Genomic DNA, 19,261 nt, shown 5'->3' with positions numbered 1-19,261 from the left:
GTGTGACCACTCGTGGACAGACAACGGAAAGCCGAGTCCGCCCACCCGTACTGGCGCGTCCAACGCTGTGCGCCTGCGGTCGAATGATGCGACGTCGACCGGCGGGTCCCACCGGAGAGCCGCGCCGCACCGCCGATGCGGAAGGCGTCGAGCCCGGCGGCGCGCGAGGCGGGCAGTCGGCGAGGTGGGCGACGGGGTGGCTCTTTGCGTCTGCGCTCAGAGGGTGAGAGGGTCAGGAGAGCCAGTCGGTGTAGCGGGTGGGGGCGAGGTGGGCGTGCTCGTCGGTGAGGACGTCGCCCTTGACGACGGCGAACATGCCGGCGGTGGGGTCGGTGACGACCGTGCGGTTGTCGCCCTTGTGGGACAGGGTGATGCGGCCCAGCTCGTCCAGGGAGAAGATCTCGGGGCCGGCGATGTTGCGAATGCTGTTCAGCGGGGCGCCTGCGGCTACCCGTGCCACCGCGTCGGCCACGTCCTTGGCGGCGATCGGCTGGATCGGCGTGGCAGGCAACCGGACAGTGTCGCCGTCGGCGGTCCAGGACATGACGGCGTCCATGAACTCCATGAACTGTGTCGCCCGGACGATCGAGTAGGGGACCGGGCCGGCCGCAAGGATCCGCTCCTGGAGCACCTTGGCCTTGTAGTAGTCCAGCTCCGGCACCTGGTCCGCCCCGACGATCGAGAGGATGACGAAGTGACCGACGCCGCCCTTGTGGGCCGCGGCCAGGAGGTTGTCCATCGAGGTCTGGAAGAAGGCCGGGGAGGCTTCGTCGAAGGTCGGGGAGTTCGTCAGGTTGACGACGACGTCGGCTCCCGCCACCGCCGCGTCCAGTCCCTGGCCGCTGATGACGTCGACCCCGGTGGACTTCGAGTGGGGTACCGCCTCGTGCCCGGCGGCGTTCAGGTCAGTGACGACCTGCGATCCGATCAGCCCGGTACCGCCGATGACTGCGATCTTCATAGTAGGGTGCCTTCCTCAAAATTATGTGGGCAAATATGACATATAGGGCGCCATGCGGATGGGGCAACATGCACCTCGATCGACCGAGGAGGGGCGGCGTCAGAGACCGTCGACGAAGGTGACCGTCTCGTCGAGCGGGGCCCGGCCGGTACGGCCGTCGCATGCCGTGGCGTCTTCGAACCCGATCGACATGCCGCAGAAGAGGATGAGCTCGTCCGGGGGTGACAGGACCTCCGCGACGGTCCTGTGAAACTTCGCCCAGGCCATCTGCGTACAGCTGTGCAGCCCTTCGGCGCGCAGCAGCAGCATGACGGTCTGCAGATACATGCCGACGTCGGACCATTGCGGCCGGCCCAGGTCGCGGTCGATATAGCAGAACAGTGCAGCGGGCGCGCCGAAACAGCCCCAGTTCGCCGAAGCGGCCCGCTGGCGCCCCTCCGTGTCCTCGCGAGCGATGCCGAGGGTGCCGTAGCGCTGCTCACCGAAGGCGGATCGGCGCTCACGGTAGGGGGACTTCAGTGCCGGTGGGTACTGCTCGTACTCCGGCTCGTCCCAGGGGTCGCCTGTGGCAAGGCGCTCAGCGGCGCGCTTCTTGATCTCTGCCAGCGCCACGCCGGTCACCGCGTAGGTGTGCCACGGCTGGAGGTTCGACGCCGACGGCGCCCAGGCCGCGGCGGAGAGCACGCGCTCCAGCACCTCCCTCGGGACATCCCGGTCGGTGAATGCGCGCACCGCCCGTCGGCTCGCGACCGCCTCGTAGACGTCCACGATCATCCGACTCCTCACCTGCTCGACGCCCCCACTTCCGTTACAAGCGAGATAGTATCACTCAATACCATCTCGTGTATAACTTCCGTGAGCACGAATCCCCAGACCTTGGTTCCCAGCCCCGGGCACTGCACTTTGGAGAAGTCCATGGCCACGCTGCTACACGTCGACTCATCCGTCTTTCCCGGCGAGGCGTCCTCGTCCCGTTCGGTCACGGCCGCCTTCCGCAGGACCTGGGAGGAACAGCTCCCGGAGGGCACGGTGATCTACCGCGACCTCGCCACCGACCCTGTCCCGCACATCACTGCCGACGCCTGGTCCGCCGGATACGCCGCCCCCACCGAGCGCACCCCGGAGCAGTCCACCGCGTTCGCAGCGCGCATGAAGCTCATCGAGGAACTGGAGCAGGCGGACGCCATCCTGATCGGCGCCCCCATGTACAACTTCTCGATCCCGTCGACCCTCAAGGCGTGGCTGGACAGCGTCCTCCTGCTCGGCCGTACCGCCGGCGAAGCCCCCTCCGCCCAGGGAACCCCGGTGGTCGTGGTCGCCAGCCGCGGCGGCTCCTACGCGCCGGGCACCCCACGCGAGGGCTACGAGTTCGTACAGAACTACCTCGAGGCCACCCTCAAGGGCACCCTCGGACTGGATCTCGACTTCATCGTCCCGGAACTCACCATGGCCCCCCGCAACCCGGCCATGTCCGAACTGGTTCCCCTCTACGAGGCCTCCCGCAAGCGCGCCTTCGACGACGCGACCGCCAAGGCCAAGGAACTCGCACAGCGCCTCACGGCGTAACCCCTGGCCGTAGACGCCGTGTGACGTCCTGGGCCGAAGCGTCACACGGTGTCTACGTCAGCTGCCATGCGTGCGGTGGTGAACAGCAGACCGCCGGCCGGATATACCGCGCGACGGCGGTGCAAACTGCGAGCGGCCCGGTCCCCGTCGGCGACGCCTGACCGACGCCTGACCGACGCCCGTAGCCGGGGCCGGCACATCGCGACGATGCCTGCGGCCCTCAGAGCCGGGTTCGTTGCGAAAGCCGCATGAGGCGAAGTGCGCCCACGTGGCAGGCAACCAGTGCGCGGGCGCGCTTACGCCTCGCCGCCTGCGGGATAGGCGATCCGGGTCAGCAGATCCGTCAGCTTCTCGGGCTCGCCCGGACTCAGGTCGGCAACCAGACGCTCAGCCAGCGGCTCCGCCGTCACATGGGCTGCATCGAAAATCTCCACGCCCTGAGGCGTGATTTCCACCGCCCGCGCTCGCCGGTCCCCTGGAACGTTCTTGCGTACAGCCAGCCCCCTACGCTCCAGATCGTCCACAATCCTCATGATGGCCGCCTTGTCAGACCCTGTCGCGGCCGCCAAGTCCCGCTGCACCGTGGGCCCACGGTCGACGAGCACGATCAGCACGGCAAAGTGCCGCAACTCGATGCCGAGCGGCCGAAGCGCCTCCTCCATCACGGCGGCCGCGCGCCAGTGCGCCCGGCGCAGCAGCAAGCCGAGAGCGAAAGGCGAGGTGTCCCCGGGGCGGTCGGTCACGCGCGAGGGGGTGGTTCCGGGAGAGACGTCGGCGGCCATGAGGCCAACATTACGCCACCCACTCATTCGATACGGTATCGCCTGAAACTAAATATGGCTCGTCTGCCACGCGGCATGCCAGTTCCCGGGCCTCCGATGTCGCGTCAGCCCGGACTGTCACAGCGGTATTCCGGGCCCTCCCCGGCGCGGTGGCGTTGGTGACCCCGCAGCTGATCTACGCGGACGTCAACGCGGAGTTCTCGCGCATCCGGGGCAGGACCCGCGAAGTCAAAGCCCGGAACCGTTGGTGCGGGGCGTCCCGCAGTGACCGGGTCCCACATGAGACGAGTTCCTAGAGCCCTGCCAGTGCCGCCGGCGGGTCGTCGAGCACCGGCTGCCACGCCAGCTCGGCCGCACCCACCAGGCTGTTGTGGTCGAGCGTGCACGGGAGGATGGGAACGCCACCGCTGCGGCCCCACAGGCTGCGGTCGGCGACGACGGCGCGCAGCCGCTCGGGGTCGGCGTCGAGCAGAGTGCGGTGCAGTCCGCCGAGGATGATCCGGTCCGGGTTGAGGATGTTGACCAGTCCGGCAAGTCCTAGGCCGAGACGGTCGATCAGGACCTCGACGGCGGTGCGGACGGCCGGGTCGGCGGGATGCCCGTCCTGGATCAGGTCGTTGGCCTGTTGGAGCAGCGACACCTCGGGGCCCGGGTCGCGGCCGGCCGCCGTCAGGAAGGCCAGCGGATCCGCCTCCACGTCCAGACAGCCGCGGCTGCCGCAGTGGCAGGGGCGCCCCTCGGGGTTGACGGTGAGGTGTCCCACCTCCAGCGCGAGCCCCGAACTCCCGGTGTGCAGCCGCCCGTCGAGCACCAGCGCACCGCCCACGCCCCGGTGGCCGGTGGCCACGCACAGCAGGTCCCGGGAGCCGCGGCCCGCGCCGTGACGGTGTTCGGCGAGCGCCGCGAGGTTGACGTCGTTGGCGGCGAACGCCGGTCCGGTGATGCCCGCGGCGCGCACCTGCTCGGCGAAGATCTCCCGGACGGGCGCGCCCGCCGGCCAGGCCAGGTGCAGCGGGTTGAGCGCGAGCCCCTCCGGTTCGGCGACCGCGGACGGCACGGCGAGCCCCGCGCCCACACAGCGCCGACCGGTTTCGCGCAGTAGCTCGGCGCCCGCCTCGACCACCGAGCCGAGCACCTTGGCCGGGTCGGCGTCGACGGTCTCGCAGCCGGGCGCGGTGGCGACGATCCGGCCGCCGAGCCCGACGAGCGCGGCCCGGAAGCCGTCCGCGTGCACCTGGGCGGCGAGTGCCACGGGCCCGTCGCCGGCGACCTCGAGCCGGTGTGAGGGCCGGCCCTGCGCACCGGAGGCGGCGCCCGGATGTGCGTCGACCCGGATCAGACCGAGTGCCTCCAGTTCGGCGGCCACCGCTCCGGCGGTGGCCCGGGTGACGCCCAGCTCGGCGGTCAGCACGGCACGCGTCGGCGCACGTCCGGTGTGCACCAGCTCCAGCGCGGGGCCGAGCGCACCGCGCCCCCGGTCCAGCCGCGTCCGTGTGTTCCCTTCCCCTGCCGTCCGGGGGGCCGCCTTGCCAGTCATGAGGGCGAGTCTCCCATGATCCGCTCCGGGTCCGGCCCGAGGCCACCGACCCGCAGAGTGATGTTCAGCCGGCCCGTCAGCCCGAGCGAGGGCGGTGCCGTGCCCGGGCGGACCCGCGGCACTCCGTGGTACGCGAGCCGTGCCGGGCCGCCGAAGACGAACAGGTCTCCGCTGTGCAGCTCCACGTCCGTATAGGGGCGCGCCCTGGTCTCGGTGTTGCCGAAGCGGAACACACAGGTGTCGCCGAGGCTCAGCGACACCACGGGGGCGGCGGACTTCTCGTCGCTGTCGCGGTGCATGCCCATGCGGGCGTCCGCGTCGTAGTAGTTGATCAGGGCGATGTCGTAGGGCTCGGACGGCACGGCCCCAGGGCCGAGGGCGGCCTCGACCGCCTCCCGGGCCAGCACCGCCAGCCAGTCCGGGAGCGGCTTGACGGGGGCGCCGTCGCCGTCGACGACGGTGCGGGCGTAGCCGTACGGGTACCAGTGCAGGCCGAGACACACCTGGCGGGAGGTCATGGTGCCACCGCCGGGGGTGCGCACGGTCCGCAGTCCCGCGGGCGGCCGGGCCCACTCCCGGCAGGCTTCGAGGAGCCGGTGCTGCCGGTCCGCGTCCAGCCAGTCGGGCACGTGCGCCGCGCCGGGTGCGACCTGTACGCGGCTTCGCGGGAACAGCTCGGCGTCCATGGCCCCATCATCACGTATCCGGCCGGAAGGGCGGAGCCGCGCCAGGGCCTCGGGCGAGAGCCTGGCCGCCGTCCCGGCCGGCGGGATCCCCGACTGGGCCGCGGCACTTCGGCGGTGGGCGACGGCTCGGCAGGCGGCGGCCGCGGACAGGCGTCGGACGGCGGCCGAAGACGGGAGGCGACGGCGGTCGCGGACAGGCGTGGGCGGCGGCCGAAAACGGGCGTGGACGGTGACCGGCGACAGGCGCTGAGCTGCGGCTCCGCTAGCCTGGACGCACGATGAACGACCGTATGACCACGCCGTGGGGCGCGTACACGCTGACCCGCTTCCCCGAGGATCCCCGCGACCGGCTGCGTGCCTGGGACGCGTCCGACGCGTATCTGCTGCGGCATCTCGCGGCGAGCGGCACCCCGCTCGGCGGTGCGGTCGTGGTGCTCGGCGACCGGTGGGGCGCGCTCACCACCGCGCTCGCCAAGCACCGCCCGACGCAGATCAGCGACTCGTTCCTGGCCCGCGAGGCGACCCGCGCGAATCTCGACCGCAACGGCGTCGGCCCGGACGCCGTACGGCTCCTGACGACGCAGGACGCCCCGCCGTCCCGGATCGACGTCCTGCTCGTGCGGGTCCCGAAGAGCCTCGCGCTGCTCGAGGACCAGTTGCACCGGCTGGCGCCCGGTGTGCACGAGGGCACGGTGGTCGTGGGCACCGGGATGGTCAAGGAGATCCACACCTCGACGCTGAAGCTGTTCGAGCGGATCCTCGGCCCGACCCGTACCTCGCTCGCCGAGCAGAAGGCCCGGCTGATCTTCTGTACCCCCGACCCGGCACTCGAACCGGGCACCAACCCGTGGCCGAACCGGTATCGACTCCCCGACGGCATCGGCGCGTTGTCCGGCCGCACCGTCACCAACCACGCCGGTGTCTTCTGCGCCGACCGCCTCGACATCGGGACCCGGTTCTTCCTCGGGCACCTTCCGCAAGGCCGGGGCGCCGAGCGCATCGTGGACCTCGGCTGCGGCAACGGAGTGGTCGGTCTGGCGGCCGCGCTGGGCGACCCCGGAGCCGAGGTGCTGTTCGTCGACGAGTCGTACCAGGCGGTGGCCTCGGCGGAGGCGACGTACCGGGACAACGCGGAGGGGAAGGCGGAGTTCCGGGTGGGGGACGGCCTGTCCGGGGTGCCCGCCGGAAGCGTGGATCTCGTCCTCAACAACCCTCCGTTCCACTCCCATCAGGCGACGACGGACGCCACAGCGTGGCGCATGTTCACCGGGGCGCGGCGCGCCCTGCGGCCGGGCGGCGAACTGTGGGTGATCGGCAATCGCCATCTGGGCTACCACGTGAAACTGCGCCGTCTCTTCGGCAACGGCGAAGTCGTCGCGAGCGATGCGAAGTTCGTGGTCCTGAGGGCCGTCAGGGCATAACGGGGCATGCGGCCGACCCGAGGTGGATGACCGTCTCCCGCACCGGTGGGAACGCCACCGGTGCGGCCCTGTCAGGACTCGTGCACGGGTGAGTGCTCGCCGCCGTCCCCGAGCACGGTGATCAGGCGGGCCACGGTCCGCACCATCGCCTCTCTTCCCACGCCGAGATAGCGGCGCGAGTCGGCCGCCTCGGGGTGCGCGGCAAGGAACTGCCGGATCGCGCCGGTCATCGCGACGTTCAGCGCGGTACCGATGTTGACCTTCGCGATGCCGCCCGCGACGGCCGCCTTCAGCTCCTCGTCGGGCAGCCCGGAGGAGCCGTGCAGGACGAGCGGTACGTCCAGCGCGGCACTCAGCCGCTTGAGCAGGCCGTGGTCGAGCGCGGCCGTGCGCGTGGTCATCGCGTGTGTACTGCCGACGGCGACGGCGAGGGCGTCGACGCCGGAGTCGGCCACGAACGCGGCGGCCTGACCGGGGTCGGTCCGGGCGCCGGGAGCGTGCGGGTCGGGCGGCGGCTCACCGTTCTTGCCCCCGACCTGCCCCAACTCCGCCTCGATCCAGAGCCCTTGGGCATGCGCCCAGTCGGCGGCGGCACGCGTGACGGCGAGGTTCTGCTCGTACGGCAGCCGGGCCGCGTCGTACATCACGGAGCTGAACCCGGCACCGGGCGCCTGCCGGAGCAGGCCGTCGCTGTGGACGTGGTCGAGGTGGAGGGCGACGGGCACCGCGGCGCGTGCGGCGGCCTCGGCGGCCGCACGGGCGAGAGGGAGCAGACGTCCGTAGCGGAACTTGACCGCGTTCTCGCTGACCTGGAGCACGACCGGGGCGTCCACGTGTTCGGCGCCCGCGATGACGGCCTCGACGTGCTCGAGGGTGATGATGTTGAACGCGGGCACGGCACGGCGTGCCGCGGCGGCAGCGGCGATCAGCTCACCGGTGGCTGCGAGGGGCACGGCTCCTCCTTCTCACCGGGACCGCTGCTCGGGGCCCGGACCCGGACCCGGACCCGGACCCGGACCCGCGCTCGGACCCGGACGCGCGCCCGGACCCGCGTTCGGGGTGAGGACCACCGAGCGGGTCAGATGGCGCGGCCGGTCGGGGTCGAGCCCCCGGGCGGTGGCGAGGGCGACGGCGAGGCGCTGGACGCGGACGAGTTCGGCGAGCGGGTCGAGTTCACCGGCCACCCACAGTCCGCCTGTGTCCCGCACCTGCCGGGCGAGCCCCTCGGGCGCCTCGCCGAGCATCCAGGTGGCGGTGCCGCGGGCGGTGATGCTGATGGGGCCGTGCCGGTACTCCATCGCCGGATAGGCCTCCGTCCACGCCCGTGCGGCCTCACGCATCTTCAGTCCGGCCTCGTGCGCCAGCCCGACCGTCCAGCCGCGGCCCAGGAAGGTGAACTGTGTGCAGTCGGCCAGCCCCTCGGGCAGCGGGGCCCCCAGTGCGGTACGGGCGTCGGCGGCCACGGCGTCCGTGTGCAGGCCGAGGTGGGCCCGCAGCAGGGTGAGCGCGGAGGTGGCGAAGCGGGTCTGGACGACGGACCGCTCGTCGGCGAAGCCGAGCACGACCACGTCGTCGGCGGACTCCGTCACGGGCGTGCGGGGGGCGGCGGTGATCGCGGTGATCCGGGTCCGCCCCCGGAGCCGGCCGAGGAGGTCGAGCACCTCGGTGGTGGTGCCGGACCGGGTGAGGGCGACGACCCGGTCGTACCGGCGGCCGTGGGGGAACTCGGAGGCGGCGAAGGCATCCGTCTCGCCTTGTCCGGACCGCTCCCGCAACGTGGCGGCGGACTGCGCCATGAACAACGACGTCCCGCATCCCACGATCGCGACCCGCTCCCCCGCCTCCGGAAGCGCCCTTTTGTGCGCCGCCGCCTCCGCGGCTGCGCGGGTCCAGCACTCGGGCTGGCTGCTCAGCTCGTCCTCGACATAGGTCATGCCCACCCCTTCCAGAGGCGCACGAGCGCTGTGCGATTTCCTGCAAGATATAGGCAGCTTTCAAACAGGATCAAGCATTCGGACGGGAGTGCCGGTGCGCTAGTGTCACGGCAGCGGCCGAGGATCGGAGGCCGGGGAACGGAGACACGCGGATGTCGCGCGACGCCCGCTGGAAGGCACTGCTGGAGCTGCTCGTGGAGCGGGGCCGGCTGGATGTCGAGGAGGTCGCGGCCGAACTGCGGGTCTCCGCCGCGACCATCCGCCGCGACTTCGACCAGCTCGCGGAGCAGCAGATGCTGGTGCGCACCCGGGGCGGTGCCGTGGTGCACGGCGTCTCCTACGAGCTGCCACTGCGCTACAAGACGGCCCGCCGTGCATCGGAGAAGCAGCGCATCGGCCAGGCGGTGGCGCATCTGGTCGCTCCGGGAGAGGCGGTGGGCCTCACCGGAGGGACGACGACCACGGAGGTGGCCCGCGCCCTGGCGGTGCGCGCGGACCTGGCGACGGGCTCCCCCGCGCTGACCGTGGTCACCAACGCACTGAACATCGCGAACGAGCTGGCCGTGCGCCCCCAGTTCAAGATCGTGGTCACGGGCGGGGTCGCGCGCCCGCAGTCGTACGAGCTGATCGGCCCGCTCGCGGACGGGGTGCTCGGCCGGATCACCCTGGACGTGGCCGTGCTCGGTGTGGTGGCCCTCGACGTCACGCATGGCGCGGCGGCGCACGACGAGGCGGAGGCCGCGATCAACCGGCTGCTGTGCGAGCGTGCCGAACGTGTGGTCGTCGCGGCGGATTCCAGCAAGCTGGGGCAGCGCGCGTTCGCGTGGATCTGCGGAGTGGAGTCGGTGGACACGCTGGTCACCGACACGGCGGCGGGAGCGGACGTGGTGCGGCGGTTCGAGGAGGCGGGCGTGCGCGTGGTGACGGTCTGACGCACGCCGGGACGGACCCCGCGAAGGACCCCGCATCCGCCCGCTCCGCTCCTCATGCCCCCTCCCTCCCCCACGCCTAAGCTGGGACCTGCAGTCGGGCGTGCCGGGTGCTCAGGGAGGCTGTGATGGCCGAGACACCGCGTGATGCATGCGCGCCCGGAGGCTCCCGGTACCTGCCGATCGCCGACCACGGGCTCATCGGTGACCTGCGCACCGTCGCCCTGGTGGGCACCAACGGCACCATCGACTGGTACTGCTGCCCGGCATTCGACTGCCCGAGCGTGTTCGGGTCGATCCTGGACGCGGAAAAGGGCGGGTCCTTCGAGCTGACCGCGACGGTGCCCGGCCGGACCAAGCAGTTCTACTTTCCCGACACCAACGTGCTGATCACGCGGTTCTTCACCGAGGACGGCGTCGGGGAGGTACAGGACTTCATGCCCGTCGGCGAGGGATGTGTCGAGACCGAGCGCCACCGGCTGATCCGGCGGGTGCTGTGCGTGCGCGGCTCCATTCCGTTCCGGGTACGGGTCGCCCCGCGGTTCGGGTACGGGGCCCAGCCGCACATCCTCCGTCTGCTCGGCGACGTGGCTGTCTTCGAGTCCGAGAGCCTGACACTGGCCCTGACCGCCACCATCCCCCTGGAGGGCGACGCCTGCGACGTATGGGCGGAGTTCAAGCTCGCCGAGGGAGAGTCTGCGGTGTTCGCACTGGACCAGCTCTGTGACTCGCTGCCTCCGCGCATGTGCGCGCGCCTGGAGGCGGAGAGGCAGTTCGCCGGCACCGTGGCGTACTGGCGGCACTGGCTGTCCGCCTCTCGCTACCGCGGCCGGTGGCGCGAGATGGTGCACCGCTCCGCCCTCACCCTGAAGCTGCTGACCTATGCTCCGACCGGCGCGATCGTCGCCGCCCCCACCACCAGCCTGCCCGAGCAGCTCGGTGGCGAACGCAACTGGGACTACCGCTATGTCTGGGTGCGGGACGCGGCCTTCTGCGTCTACGCGCTGCTGCGGCTGGGGTTCACCGGCGAGGCCGCGGCGTTCATGACCTTCGTGACCCGGCACATCATCCCGGGGGACGGCGGGCCGTCCGGACCGCTGCAGATCATGTACGGAATCGACGGCCGGACCGACCTGCCCGAGCGCGAACTCGACCATCTGGACGGCCACCAGGGATCCGCACCGGTGCGTGTGGGCAACGCCGCCGCCGACCAGCTCCAGCTCGACATCTACGGGGCCCTCATCGACTCCATCTATCTCTACGACAAGTGGGCCCAGCCCATCTCCAGCGACCAGTGGGACCAGGTCTGCGCCCTGGTGAACTGGGTCTGCGACCACTGGGACCAGCCCGACGAGGGCATCTGGGAGACCCGCGGCGGCCGTAAGAACTTCCTGTACTCGCGGCTGATGTGCTGGGTGGCGATCGAACGGGCCATCCGGCTCGCCAACCGCCGTGGCCTGCCCGCCGATCTGCCCCGCTGGCGGCAGTGCCGGGACACGATCTACCGGCGGATCATGCAGCGCGGCTGGTCCGACGAACGCCGGGCCTTCGTCCAGCACGAGGACGGCGACGTGCTCGACGCGGCGCTGCTGATGATGCCGCTGGCCAAGTTCATCGCGCCCACCGACCCCAAGTGGCTGTCCACACTGGACACCCTCACCCAGGACCTGGTGTCCGACTCGCTGGTCTACCGCTACGACCCACAGGCGAGCCCCGACGGCCTGCGCGGCGACGAGGGCACGTTCTCCATCTGCTCGTTCTGGTACGTCGAGGCGCTGGTGCGGGCGGGCCGCCTCGACGAAGCGCGGCTCGCCTTCGAGAAGATGCTCACCTATGCCAACCATGTGGGCCTGTACGCCGAGGAGATCAGCCACGCCGGTGAGCAGCAGGGCAACTTCCCGCAGGCGTTCACGCACTTCGCGCTGATCAGCGCGGCGTTCAATCTGGACCGGGCCCTGGGCTGAGCCGGCCGTCTTCGAACGCGCTCCCTACGTGGGGTCGGCGTAGCGCAGCAGTACGCCCACCCCCTCGCGCAGCCGCAGCTGCTGCTCGGGCACCACGACCAGTTCGGCCCTCGTGCCGACCAGGGCACGGGTCAGGGCCGCGTCGGCGCGTTCCTCTCGGACGTCCTCTACGCCGTAGGAGCGCAGTTCCTGTTCCGAGAGGGAGAGTTGTCCCGGTTCCGGACCGACCCACAGTCGCAGCGTCGACTCGGGATGGTTGTTGAGGAACAGGGCCTTGACCCGACCGCGCTGCAGGGCTGATACGGCGGCGGAGAGGCCCTCGGCCGACGCTCCGTCGCGTGCCTGCTGTGCGAGGAAGGCGTCCAGCAGGGCCCGGTCGTGCGCCGCCATGCGTCCGCCGAAGAGGCTTTCGAGCCGGTGCTCGAGCAGCGCCCGCCCGGGCTGGGACTCACCGGCGCCTTCGACCGTGGTGACCTGGCCCTGCAGGAAGGCGGGGAGCCGGTTGACGAGGATGCCCCGGGCCCAGACGTCTCCCGCGACGACCACCGACTCGCCGTCGATGCGCCGTACGTGGCCCTCGAGTTCCCGGCCGATGACCTCGGCGGCGTGCAGCCAGTCGGCCACGGGGACCTCCTCGTGCAGACGGTATCCCGACATGACCTTGGTCAGAGGCCAGATGCCGGCCTCGGCGTCGATGCGCACGGTGCCGCCGGCGTCGGTGGAGTGACGGCCGCCGTAGTGGACGTGAACCGCGAGGTACGGGATGCCAGGCGCGTGCTGGACGATCAGCGGCATGGTGTCCGGCAGGGTTCCGAAGCGTGCCGTGTCCCGTGCGGGAGGGGCGGGCAGCTCATCCATCAGGGCCAGCCGGCCGTGTGCCGTGAACACGGCCTGCCCGTGGGTGCCGGGGACGTCCGTGTCGCAGCCCACCATACGCGCCACCGTGGTGATGGAGTCCTGATCCGCTCCTTCGGACATCAGAGCGTCCCGCAGATGCCGCCAACGCAGTTCCACGGCGGCGTCGGGGTCGTCGATGTCGCGAGAAGTGTCCAGATAGACCGACGCGAAGGGGCCGGGCTGTTTGTACAGAGGTTCCAGAAACGAAAGTCTCATGGTTGCTCCCCGGCACCCCGTCGGCGCCTCCGGGCGGGAGGCCGCGCTCTCACGACGCCTACAGGCAGGGCCGTCGCCGTTCACCTCCGCGAGAAGTCCACTGCGATCACCTTCCATGGTGCATGCCTCCCCCCGACCGGGCGACTCCGTCGCATCGTGCTCGGGGACGCCGGTTCGAAAGCCCGGCCTCTTCGGTGGCCGCCGTCACTCCGGGACGACCAGCCGGCCGGTCTCCCCGGGCTGGAGCCGCACGGCGCGGTCCGGCAGCCGGATGTCGATGGGAGAGCGGTCGGACGACGGCACGGCGATCTCCAGTCGGCCCCGCTCCAGCCGCAGCCGCACTCCCCAGTGCCCCTGGTACCGGATGGCGAACCCGTACGACGACAGCTCCGGCAGCGGCACGGGATCGAGCCACAGGGCTCCGGACCGGGTCTCGAGCCCGGTCAGTCCGCGCTGGACGAGGTCCAGGGTGCCCGCCATGGCGCCGAGGTGGATGCCCTCCCCGGTGGTGCCGCCCTGCACGTCGGCGATGTCGCCGCGCAGGGTCTCCTGGCAGAACGCCCACGCCTCGGCGCGCCGGGCCCGGGCCAGGACCCAGCCATGGACCAGGCCGCTGAGTGTGGACCCGTGGCTGGTGCGGGCGAGGTAGTAGTCGACGGTGCGGCGCCAGTTCTCCTCGTCGAGCCGGTGGCCCAGGCGTCGGAAGAGGGCCTGGAGTTCGGACGGGGCGAACAGATAGCCCAGCATCAGCACATCGGCCTGCTTGGACGCCCGGTAGCGATTGACGGAGTCGCCCTCCGCCTCCAGGATCCGGTCGAGTCGCCGGATGTCGCCGTACCGCTTCCGGTAGCCGTCCCAGTCGAGTTCGGCGAGGTCTCCGTAGCCCTCGAACTGGCTGATGACGTCGTCGTGGAACGGCACGTGGAGCGTGCGGGAGACCTGCTCCCAGCGGTCGAGTTCGCCGCCGTCCAGGCCGGTGCGCTCGACGAGCTCGAGGCGCCGGGGTTCGGGCAGGGCGTGCAGCAGCTCCAGGGTGCGGGTGAGCACCCAGGCGGCGGTGACGTTGGTGTACGCGTTGTCGTCCAGGCCCGGCTCGGACGCGCCGGGATAGGCGTCGTGGTACTCGTCCGGGCCGACCACGCCACGGATGCGGTGCCGCCCGAGGGTTCTGTCGTAGGTGGCCGAGTCCGCCCAGAACCGGGCGATCTGCAAGAGCATCTCGGCGCCCTTGGTGTGCAGGAACTCGCCGTCGCCACTGGCCTCGCAGTACTGCCACACGTTGTACGCGACGGCGGAGCCGACGTGCCGCTGGAGCCGGGTGTGGTCGGGCAGCCAGCGCCCTGAGCGCGGGTTGAGGTGCAGCTCCTGGGTCTCCTCGCGTCCGTCGCTGCCGCTCTGCCACGGGTACAGCGCCCCGCGCCGGCCGATCGCGCGGGCGGCGGCCCGGGCGCGGTCGAGGCGGCGGTGGCGGTAGTGGAGCAGGGCACGGGAGACCTCGGGGAAGTGCAGGTTGAGGTACGGCAGCACGAACAGCTCGTCCCAGAAGACGTGCCCGCGGTAGGCCTCTCCGTGCAGGCCCCGGGCGGGTACGCCGACGTCGAGGTCGGCGGTGTGCGGCGAGAGGGTCTGCAGGATGTGGAAGAGGTGCAGCCGCAGCACGCTTCCGGCCTCCCCGGGGATCTCGAGGTCGGCCCGCCGCCACAGCAGGCGCCAGGCCGTGCGGTGGCTTTCCAGCAGCGCGGCGAAGCCGGGGGCCTGGCGGACACGGTCGATCGCAGCCCGCAGCGGGTCGCTGATCGCCGGGTCCCGGGAGGTGTGCAGGGCGACGGTCTTGTCGACGGTGACGGTCCGGTCGGGCACCAGATCAAGGCGCAGTCCCTGGACGACGCGGGGGAACGGATGCCCGGTGACGACGGGCACGTCGGCGGTCAGCCTGCCGGCCAGGCCGATCCGGATGTCGGAGGTGCGCGTACGACAACGCAGCCAGACCGTGTCCGCGGCGTCGGCACCGGTGTGCACATGGGTGAGGTGGCGGCCGTCCAGGTCTCGGTAGCGCGCCACACCGGCATTGGTGACGCCGCCGTCCAGTGCGGCCTCGACCTCCAGCGCGACGGCGCCCCCCTCGGCCGTGAACTCGGTACGGAAAGCCGCCACATGGGGGTCGGCCATGTGCACCAACCGCTGCTGGCGCACCCGCAGCGCTCGCCCGTCGCCTAGCCCGTACCGGGTGCGACGCTCCAGCAGTCCCGTGGACAGGTGCAGGACCTGACCGTGGTCCAGCACGATCCCCGTGTCCGGAGTGATCCACGGCCGCCCGGGGAGGCGGAAGCACAGCGGCAGCCAGTTGGGAAGGTTGACCATGTCCTCGTTCTCGACCCGGCGGCCCGCCACGAGTGAGGTGAGCCTGTTGTAGCAACCGGCCACATAGGTGCCGGGGTAGTGCACCTCGTCCGCGGTGCACTCGGGGAGGGCCCCGCGAGTGGCGAAGTAACCGTTGCCGAGCGTGCACAGGGACTCCCGCAGGCGTTCCTCGACAGGCTGATAACCCTCGTACTGCCAGGTCCAGCCCGTCACTGCGGCGCTCCTCCCGCGAGCGGTCCTCCAGGGCGTACGACGGTGTCGGCACCGGCACCGGTCTCGCGCCGGAGCCCGGGCCGCCGCGCGATCCGCCGGCAGCCGTCATACGGTGTCGCCACGTGGCCTCGAACCGCCTGGTGACCGGCAGTCGGGCAGGGAGGGTGATCGTGAAAGTCCGGGCGGGCGGGCGCACAGTCGAGGAGAACCGCGCGCAGTCTCGAGGATTCCCGGCATCCGGCGACCGCGGAGGCCACGGACGCCCACCGGGCCGCCGGGGCGGTCGCCCTCGTCACACGGTGACCCGGCGCCCGGTGATGCCAAGCGGCTCGATACGGATCCACAATTCACGCTGTCCGCCCGCCCAAGGCATGCTGTACGCCTGCTCCTCGAGCCGCTGTACGGTCTCGGGATCCGTCACGGCTTGGGCGTGGCCGCTCACCAGGACGCTCCAGCCCTGGCTCAGGGCTCCGTCGAGGTGGTCGACCTCGAAGGCCACTTGAGAGCCCGAGGCCTGCGCGGGTACCGCTTGGGGGTGCGTCCTGAAGACGAGCGCCCCCTGGACGACGCTGTAGTTCACGGGGACGATCACCGGCCCTGAGGCGGTGTCCATGGCGAATCTTCCCACACCGTGCGTCGAGAGCAGCTCCCGGCACTCCTGCGCGGTCAGTTCCGTGAACTTCGGGCGTCTGCCCGCCTGCCCCAGGCCCTGCGGAAGATCGACGTCTCCGCCGGAGAGGTCCCGGACGGTGGTCCGGAGCGCCCCGGCCAGCCTCAGGAGGGAGGCCGCGCCGGGCGCGGCGGTGGGCTGCTCCTCCAGGTACTGGAGGTAGCTGGAAGCCATACCGGCCCGGTCGGCCGCTTCCTCTCGGCTCAGTCCGAGTTCCTCTCGGCGCAGGGCGATCCGGCGGCCGAGGTCGCCCGTAGGACGCCCTCCTCCGGTGTTCGACGCCTCCTGTGCGGCCATGGCCCGTCACCTCCGCTCAGGGTCTGCGCAGCCGGTCGTCGGCGATGCCGTGCGGCAACCGCCCGGGGGACGGCAGGCGGGAGTCATCGTAACGGCAGGTGAGCTGGTCGATCACCGTGACCACGCCGTCGATCTGCCTGGTCATGGAGACGGCGATCTCCGTTTCGCTCTTTCGCTCCAGCCGGCCGGTGAGGGTGACCACGCCTTCGACCACGAAGACATCGATGGTCCTGGGTGGCAGCCGAAGCGTGCGGGTCAGCACTTCCTCGATCACCTCGCCGCGGATCTCCGCGTCGGGCCGCAGAAAGACCTGGAGCAGGTCCCGGCGGGTGACGATACCGACAAGCCTTTCCTCCTCGTCCAGTACGGGCAGCCGCTCCACATGCCGCTGCGCCATGGTCCGCGCGGCTTCGGCGATGGTCTCCTCGGCGTGGACGGTGACGGGAGGCGCGGTCATCAGCTGACCGGCGGTGAAGGCCCTGGACTTCGCGGCCTGTCTCCGGGCCCTGGGCGTCAGCCCGGCGAACCGGAAGCGGGGCCTCGGCTCGTCCGCGTCCAGGGCTTCCGACTGCCTGGTCACCAGGTCCGTCTCGGAGATGACGCCGATGACCTTGTCGTCGTCGTCCACGACGGGCAGTCCGCTGATCCGGCGTTCCGAGAGGAGCCGCGCGACCTCCTTGAACGGAGTGCGGTACTCGGCCCGGACGACATCCATGGTCATCACGGAGCCGACCTTGTTGTGTTTCATATCCGTTCCCTCCTCTCCCTCCTCAGCGGAGTCGGCGCAGATACGGGTCCTGGTGTCTGCGGGGAAGCAGGCGTACGCGTGTGAAGGTTTTCCGGTGACATCTCGGCGTAGAACGCCCACAACCGCTCGTGATCGCCCGGTTGCACGGGCCGGATGCACACGCTGCTACCGTCCGCGAGCGGGTCGCGGACCAGAGGGGCAGCTGGGCGTGTCGTCCGTCATCGCATATCGCCTCCCAGCCCCTCGGCTCTCAGCTCTCAGCTTTCGGCTTTCGGCTTTCGGCTCTCGGCTCTTTCGAGGATGCGGCTGTTGCGATCGTGATCACATGGGCTGCCCGGGGTGGGACGGGGGCCGGTCGGCCCTCAAATCGGCTGGAGATTCCGCACGGCGTCTTCGGAGACGCGATTCGGAGCGGGCCTCAGGGCATGCGCTCGGCGAGGACGAGACCGCACGTGCAGGGCCGGTCGGCCCATGTGTTCACGCGACCGGTCGCCGAGACTGGTGACGAGACCAGGGAGCGCCTCGTCATCGGCCGGCGACCCCTCACCCACCCAGCTCAGTGGCGGTCACCATGTCCGATGTCACCACCACCGACTTGTACGAAGTGACCATGGCCCTGTCCTATCTGCGGGAAGGCATGCGCGCCCCGGCGACCTTCAGCCTCTTCGTCCGTGATCTGCCGCCCGGCCGGGGGTTCCTGGTCGCGGCGGGCCTGGAACCCGCACTCGACTTCCTGGCCCGCTACCGCGTGGAACGCGCGGACGTCGAGGAATTCGCGGCAGCCCTGCGCCGGCCGCCCGAGGACCTGGAGCCGCTGCTGGGGCTGGCCTTCGAGGGTGAGGTGCGTGCCGTCCCCGAGGGCCACGTCGTCCTCGCGGGTGAGCCGCTGCTGGAGGTGACCGCGCCGCTGCCCCAGGCACAGCTCGTCGAGACGTACCTGCTCAACCTGCTGTGCCATCAGACGGCGGTGGCGTCCAAGGCCGCCCGCTGTGTCCTCGCGGCGGCCGGACGGCCCGTCGTGGACTTCTCCCTGCGCCGCACCCACGGCCCCTGGGCCGGTCTGCAGGCGGCCCGGCTGGCAGCATTGGTGGGCTTCGCGGCCACCAGCAACGTGGCGGCGGCCGGCGCCCTGGACTTTCCGGCCTCGGGCACGATGGCCCACTCCTACGTGGAGGCGTTCCCCGGCGAGGAGGAAGCGTTCCGAGCCTTCGCACGCACGCATCCGGGACCGGTCACGTTCCTCGTCGACACCTACGACACCGAGGCGGGAGTCATGGCCGCCGCCCGTGTTCTGCAGGAGATCCGGCGAGGGCCGGGGTGCGCCGTCCGCCTGGACAGCGGGGACCTCGGCGAGCTGGCCCGGCGGGCGCGGGCCCTGCTCGACGCCGCCGGACTGGCCGACGTCCGCATCGTCGCCAGCGGCGGGCTCGACGAGTACGCGGTCGCGGAGCTGGTGCACGGCGGGGCCCCGATCGACGCGTACGCGGTGGGCACGAAGGTGGGCGTGGCGGCGGACGCGCCGTACCTGGACGCGGCGTACAAGCTCGTGGAGTACGACGGCCGCCCGGTCATGAAGCTGTCCACGGCGAAGGTGACGGCCCCGGGCGGCAAGCAGGTCTTCCGCCGCCCGGGACAGCCGGATGTCATCGGGCTGCGTGAGGAGGACCCGCCGGACTCGGCACAGCGGCTGCTGCGCACCGTCATGCGCGACGGCCGGCGTACGGGGCCACCCGACCGGTGGGAGTACGCGTGTGCGCGCTGCGCCCACGACATCGCCGATCTTCCCGCCCCGGCCCGCAGAATCGACCGCCCGGAGCCCTGGCGCCCGGTCGTGTCACCGGCGCTGGAAGACCTGACGTCGCGGGTGCGCGGGGAGATCGCACGACGGGTCCGCCCGGAACACCTCGAAGTGCCCGTTGGCGGCGGGCACTCCGGTCGCAGGCTCTCAGCCTCGCTTCCACCGTCGTCCCGAAGCGCCCACTCCTCGCCGCGTCCCGGGCCCTTCGGGTGATTCGCGGCATCTCCGGGTGTCGCACGCCGTCGCGGGGCTGAGGGGGGAACACCTTGATGTCTGACCGA

General features: G+C 71.3%; 16 protein-coding genes. 5 read left to right on the top strand and 11 right to left on the bottom strand.

Going from position 1 to position 19,261, the window contains the following annotated elements; genetic code table 11:
- Positions 1-232 precede the first annotated feature (232 nt).
- Positions 233-961 carry an SDR family oxidoreductase gene (locus tag LZ604_RS13505; RefSeq protein WP_234515306.1) on the bottom strand — a complete coding sequence of 243 codons (729 nt, stop codon included), beginning with the start codon at positions 959-961 and terminating at the stop codon, positions 233-235.
- Between the two features lie 99 nt (positions 962-1,060).
- Complete coding sequence (locus LZ604_RS13500; RefSeq protein WP_234515483.1) at positions 1,061-1,729, bottom strand: nitroreductase; 669 nt, start codon at positions 1,727-1,729, stop codon at positions 1,061-1,063.
- 147 nt (positions 1,730-1,876) lie between these two features.
- Between LZ604_RS13500 and LZ604_RS13495 the strand changes: the two genes are divergently transcribed.
- Entirely contained in the window at positions 1,877-2,527 is a 651-nt protein-coding gene (locus LZ604_RS13495) for an FMN-dependent NADH-azoreductase (protein WP_234515305.1), read from the top strand.
- 296 nt (positions 2,528-2,823) lie between these two features.
- On the opposite strand, the gene LZ604_RS13490 is transcribed toward LZ604_RS13495, so the two are convergent.
- The 3 genes from LZ604_RS13490 to LZ604_RS13480 all read right to left on the bottom strand — a co-directional run bounded on the left by LZ604_RS13490 (position 2,824) and on the right by LZ604_RS13480 (position 5,532).
- Positions 2,824-3,309, bottom strand: a complete 486-nt coding sequence (locus LZ604_RS13490) for a MarR family winged helix-turn-helix transcriptional regulator (protein ID WP_234515304.1) — start codon at positions 3,307-3,309, stop codon at positions 2,824-2,826.
- Positions 3,310-3,601: 292 nt separating this feature from the next.
- Positions 3,602-4,846: an ROK family protein gene (locus LZ604_RS13485; RefSeq protein WP_234515303.1), complete on the bottom strand. Its 1,245-nt coding sequence runs from the start codon at positions 4,844-4,846 to the stop codon at positions 3,602-3,604.
- Positions 4,843-5,532, bottom strand: a complete 690-nt coding sequence (locus tag LZ604_RS13480; RefSeq protein WP_234515302.1) for an alpha-ketoglutarate-dependent dioxygenase AlkB family protein — start codon at positions 5,530-5,532, stop codon at positions 4,843-4,845. The genes LZ604_RS13485 and LZ604_RS13480 overlap by 4 nt, the downstream gene beginning before the upstream one ends.
- Positions 5,533-5,810: 278 nt before the next feature.
- On the opposite strand from LZ604_RS13480, the gene LZ604_RS13475 reads away from it, so the two are divergent.
- The gene (locus LZ604_RS13475; RefSeq protein ID WP_234515301.1) at positions 5,811-6,953 is read left to right on the top strand and encodes a methyltransferase; all 1,143 of its coding nucleotides are present in this window, start codon (positions 5,811-5,813) and stop codon (positions 6,951-6,953) included.
- 71 nt (positions 6,954-7,024) lie between these two features.
- Here the strand turns inward: LZ604_RS13475 and LZ604_RS13470 are convergent, their stop codons facing one another.
- On the bottom strand, positions 7,025-7,906 hold the full coding sequence (locus LZ604_RS13470) for a class II fructose-bisphosphate aldolase (RefSeq protein WP_234515300.1): 882 nt from the start codon (positions 7,904-7,906) through the stop codon (positions 7,025-7,027).
- Positions 7,907-7,918: 12 nt separating this feature from the next.
- Positions 7,919-8,887 (bottom strand): SIS domain-containing protein, encoded by a 969-nt coding sequence (locus tag LZ604_RS13465; protein ID WP_234515299.1) that lies wholly within the window; start codon positions 8,885-8,887, stop codon positions 7,919-7,921.
- 152 nt (positions 8,888-9,039) lie between these two features.
- Between LZ604_RS13465 and LZ604_RS13460 the strand changes: the two genes are divergently transcribed.
- Together LZ604_RS13460 and LZ604_RS13455 are read left to right on the top strand one after the other, a co-directional pair.
- The gene (locus LZ604_RS13460) at positions 9,040-9,819 is read left to right on the top strand and encodes a DeoR/GlpR family DNA-binding transcription regulator (RefSeq protein ID WP_234515298.1); all 780 of its coding nucleotides are present in this window, start codon (positions 9,040-9,042) and stop codon (positions 9,817-9,819) included.
- Between the two features lie 125 nt (positions 9,820-9,944).
- A complete protein-coding gene (locus LZ604_RS13455; protein ID WP_234515297.1) occupies positions 9,945-11,780 on the top strand; it encodes a glycoside hydrolase family 15 protein in 1,836 nt (611 codons plus the stop codon).
- Between the two features lie 24 nt (positions 11,781-11,804).
- Here LZ604_RS13455 and LZ604_RS13450 read toward each other — a convergent pair whose 3' ends face one another.
- From LZ604_RS13450 to LZ604_RS13435, 4 genes are all read right to left on the bottom strand, one after another.
- Positions 11,805-12,893 carry a baeRF2 domain-containing protein gene (locus LZ604_RS13450; RefSeq protein WP_234515296.1) on the bottom strand — a complete coding sequence of 363 codons (1,089 nt, stop codon included), beginning with the start codon at positions 12,891-12,893 and terminating at the stop codon, positions 11,805-11,807.
- A 204-nt stretch (positions 12,894-13,097) separates the two neighbouring features.
- On the bottom strand, positions 13,098-15,467 hold the full coding sequence (locus tag LZ604_RS13445) for a glycoside hydrolase family 65 protein (protein WP_234515295.1): 2,370 nt from the start codon (positions 15,465-15,467) through the stop codon (positions 13,098-13,100).
- Between the two features lie 292 nt (positions 15,468-15,759).
- Positions 15,760-16,434, bottom strand: a complete 675-nt coding sequence (locus LZ604_RS13440) for a helix-turn-helix domain-containing protein (RefSeq protein ID WP_234515294.1) — start codon at positions 16,432-16,434, stop codon at positions 15,760-15,762.
- 16 nt (positions 16,435-16,450) lie between these two features.
- A complete protein-coding gene (locus LZ604_RS13435; protein WP_234515293.1) occupies positions 16,451-17,182 on the bottom strand; it encodes a CBS domain-containing protein in 732 nt (243 codons plus the stop codon).
- A 571-nt stretch (positions 17,183-17,753) separates the two neighbouring features.
- Between LZ604_RS13435 and LZ604_RS13430 the strand changes: the two genes are divergently transcribed.
- Positions 17,754-19,193, top strand: coding sequence for a nicotinate phosphoribosyltransferase (locus LZ604_RS13430; RefSeq protein ID WP_234515292.1), 1,440 nt, complete (start codon positions 17,754-17,756; stop codon positions 19,191-19,193).
- Positions 19,194-19,261: the final 68 nt, after the last annotated feature.

It is taken from the genome of Streptomyces glomeratus, assembly GCF_021462825.1.
In the GTDB taxonomy this organism is placed as follows: domain Bacteria; phylum Actinomycetota; class Actinomycetes; order Streptomycetales; family Streptomycetaceae; genus Streptomyces; species Streptomyces glomeratus.
Note: the sequence above shows the minus strand (reverse complement) of the source record. Positions and strands in the feature narration are given on the sequence as shown.

Coding starts and splice junctions, on each gene's coding strand:
- LZ604_RS13505 (WP_234515306.1), bottom strand. CDS start 961: ATGAAGATCGCAGTCATCGGCGGTACCGGGCTGATCGGATCGCAGGTC.
- LZ604_RS13495 (WP_234515305.1), top strand. CDS start 1,877: ATGGCCACGCTGCTACACGTCGACTCATCCGTCTTTCCCGGCGAGGCG.
- LZ604_RS13490 (WP_234515304.1), bottom strand. CDS start 3,309: ATGGCCGCCGACGTCTCTCCCGGAACCACCCCCTCGCGCGTGACCGAC.
- LZ604_RS13485 (WP_234515303.1), bottom strand. CDS start 4,846: ATGACTGGCAAGGCGGCCCCCCGGACGGCAGGGGAAGGGAACACACGG.
- LZ604_RS13480 (WP_234515302.1), bottom strand. CDS start 5,532: ATGGACGCCGAGCTGTTCCCGCGAAGCCGCGTACAGGTCGCACCCGGC.
- LZ604_RS13475 (WP_234515301.1), top strand. CDS start 5,811: ATGAACGACCGTATGACCACGCCGTGGGGCGCGTACACGCTGACCCGC.
- LZ604_RS13465 (WP_234515299.1), bottom strand. CDS start 8,887: ATGACCTATGTCGAGGACGAGCTGAGCAGCCAGCCCGAGTGCTGGACC.
- LZ604_RS13460 (WP_234515298.1), top strand. CDS start 9,040: ATGTCGCGCGACGCCCGCTGGAAGGCACTGCTGGAGCTGCTCGTGGAG.
- LZ604_RS13455 (WP_234515297.1), top strand. CDS start 9,945: ATGGCCGAGACACCGCGTGATGCATGCGCGCCCGGAGGCTCCCGGTAC.
- LZ604_RS13450 (WP_234515296.1), bottom strand. CDS start 12,893: ATGAGACTTTCGTTTCTGGAACCTCTGTACAAACAGCCCGGCCCCTTC.
- LZ604_RS13440 (WP_234515294.1), bottom strand. CDS start 16,434: ATGGCCGCACAGGAGGCGTCGAACACCGGAGGAGGGCGTCCTACGGGC.
- LZ604_RS13435 (WP_234515293.1), bottom strand. CDS start 17,182: ATGAAACACAACAAGGTCGGCTCCGTGATGACCATGGATGTCGTCCGG.
- LZ604_RS13430 (WP_234515292.1), top strand. CDS start 17,754: ATGTCCGATGTCACCACCACCGACTTGTACGAAGTGACCATGGCCCTG.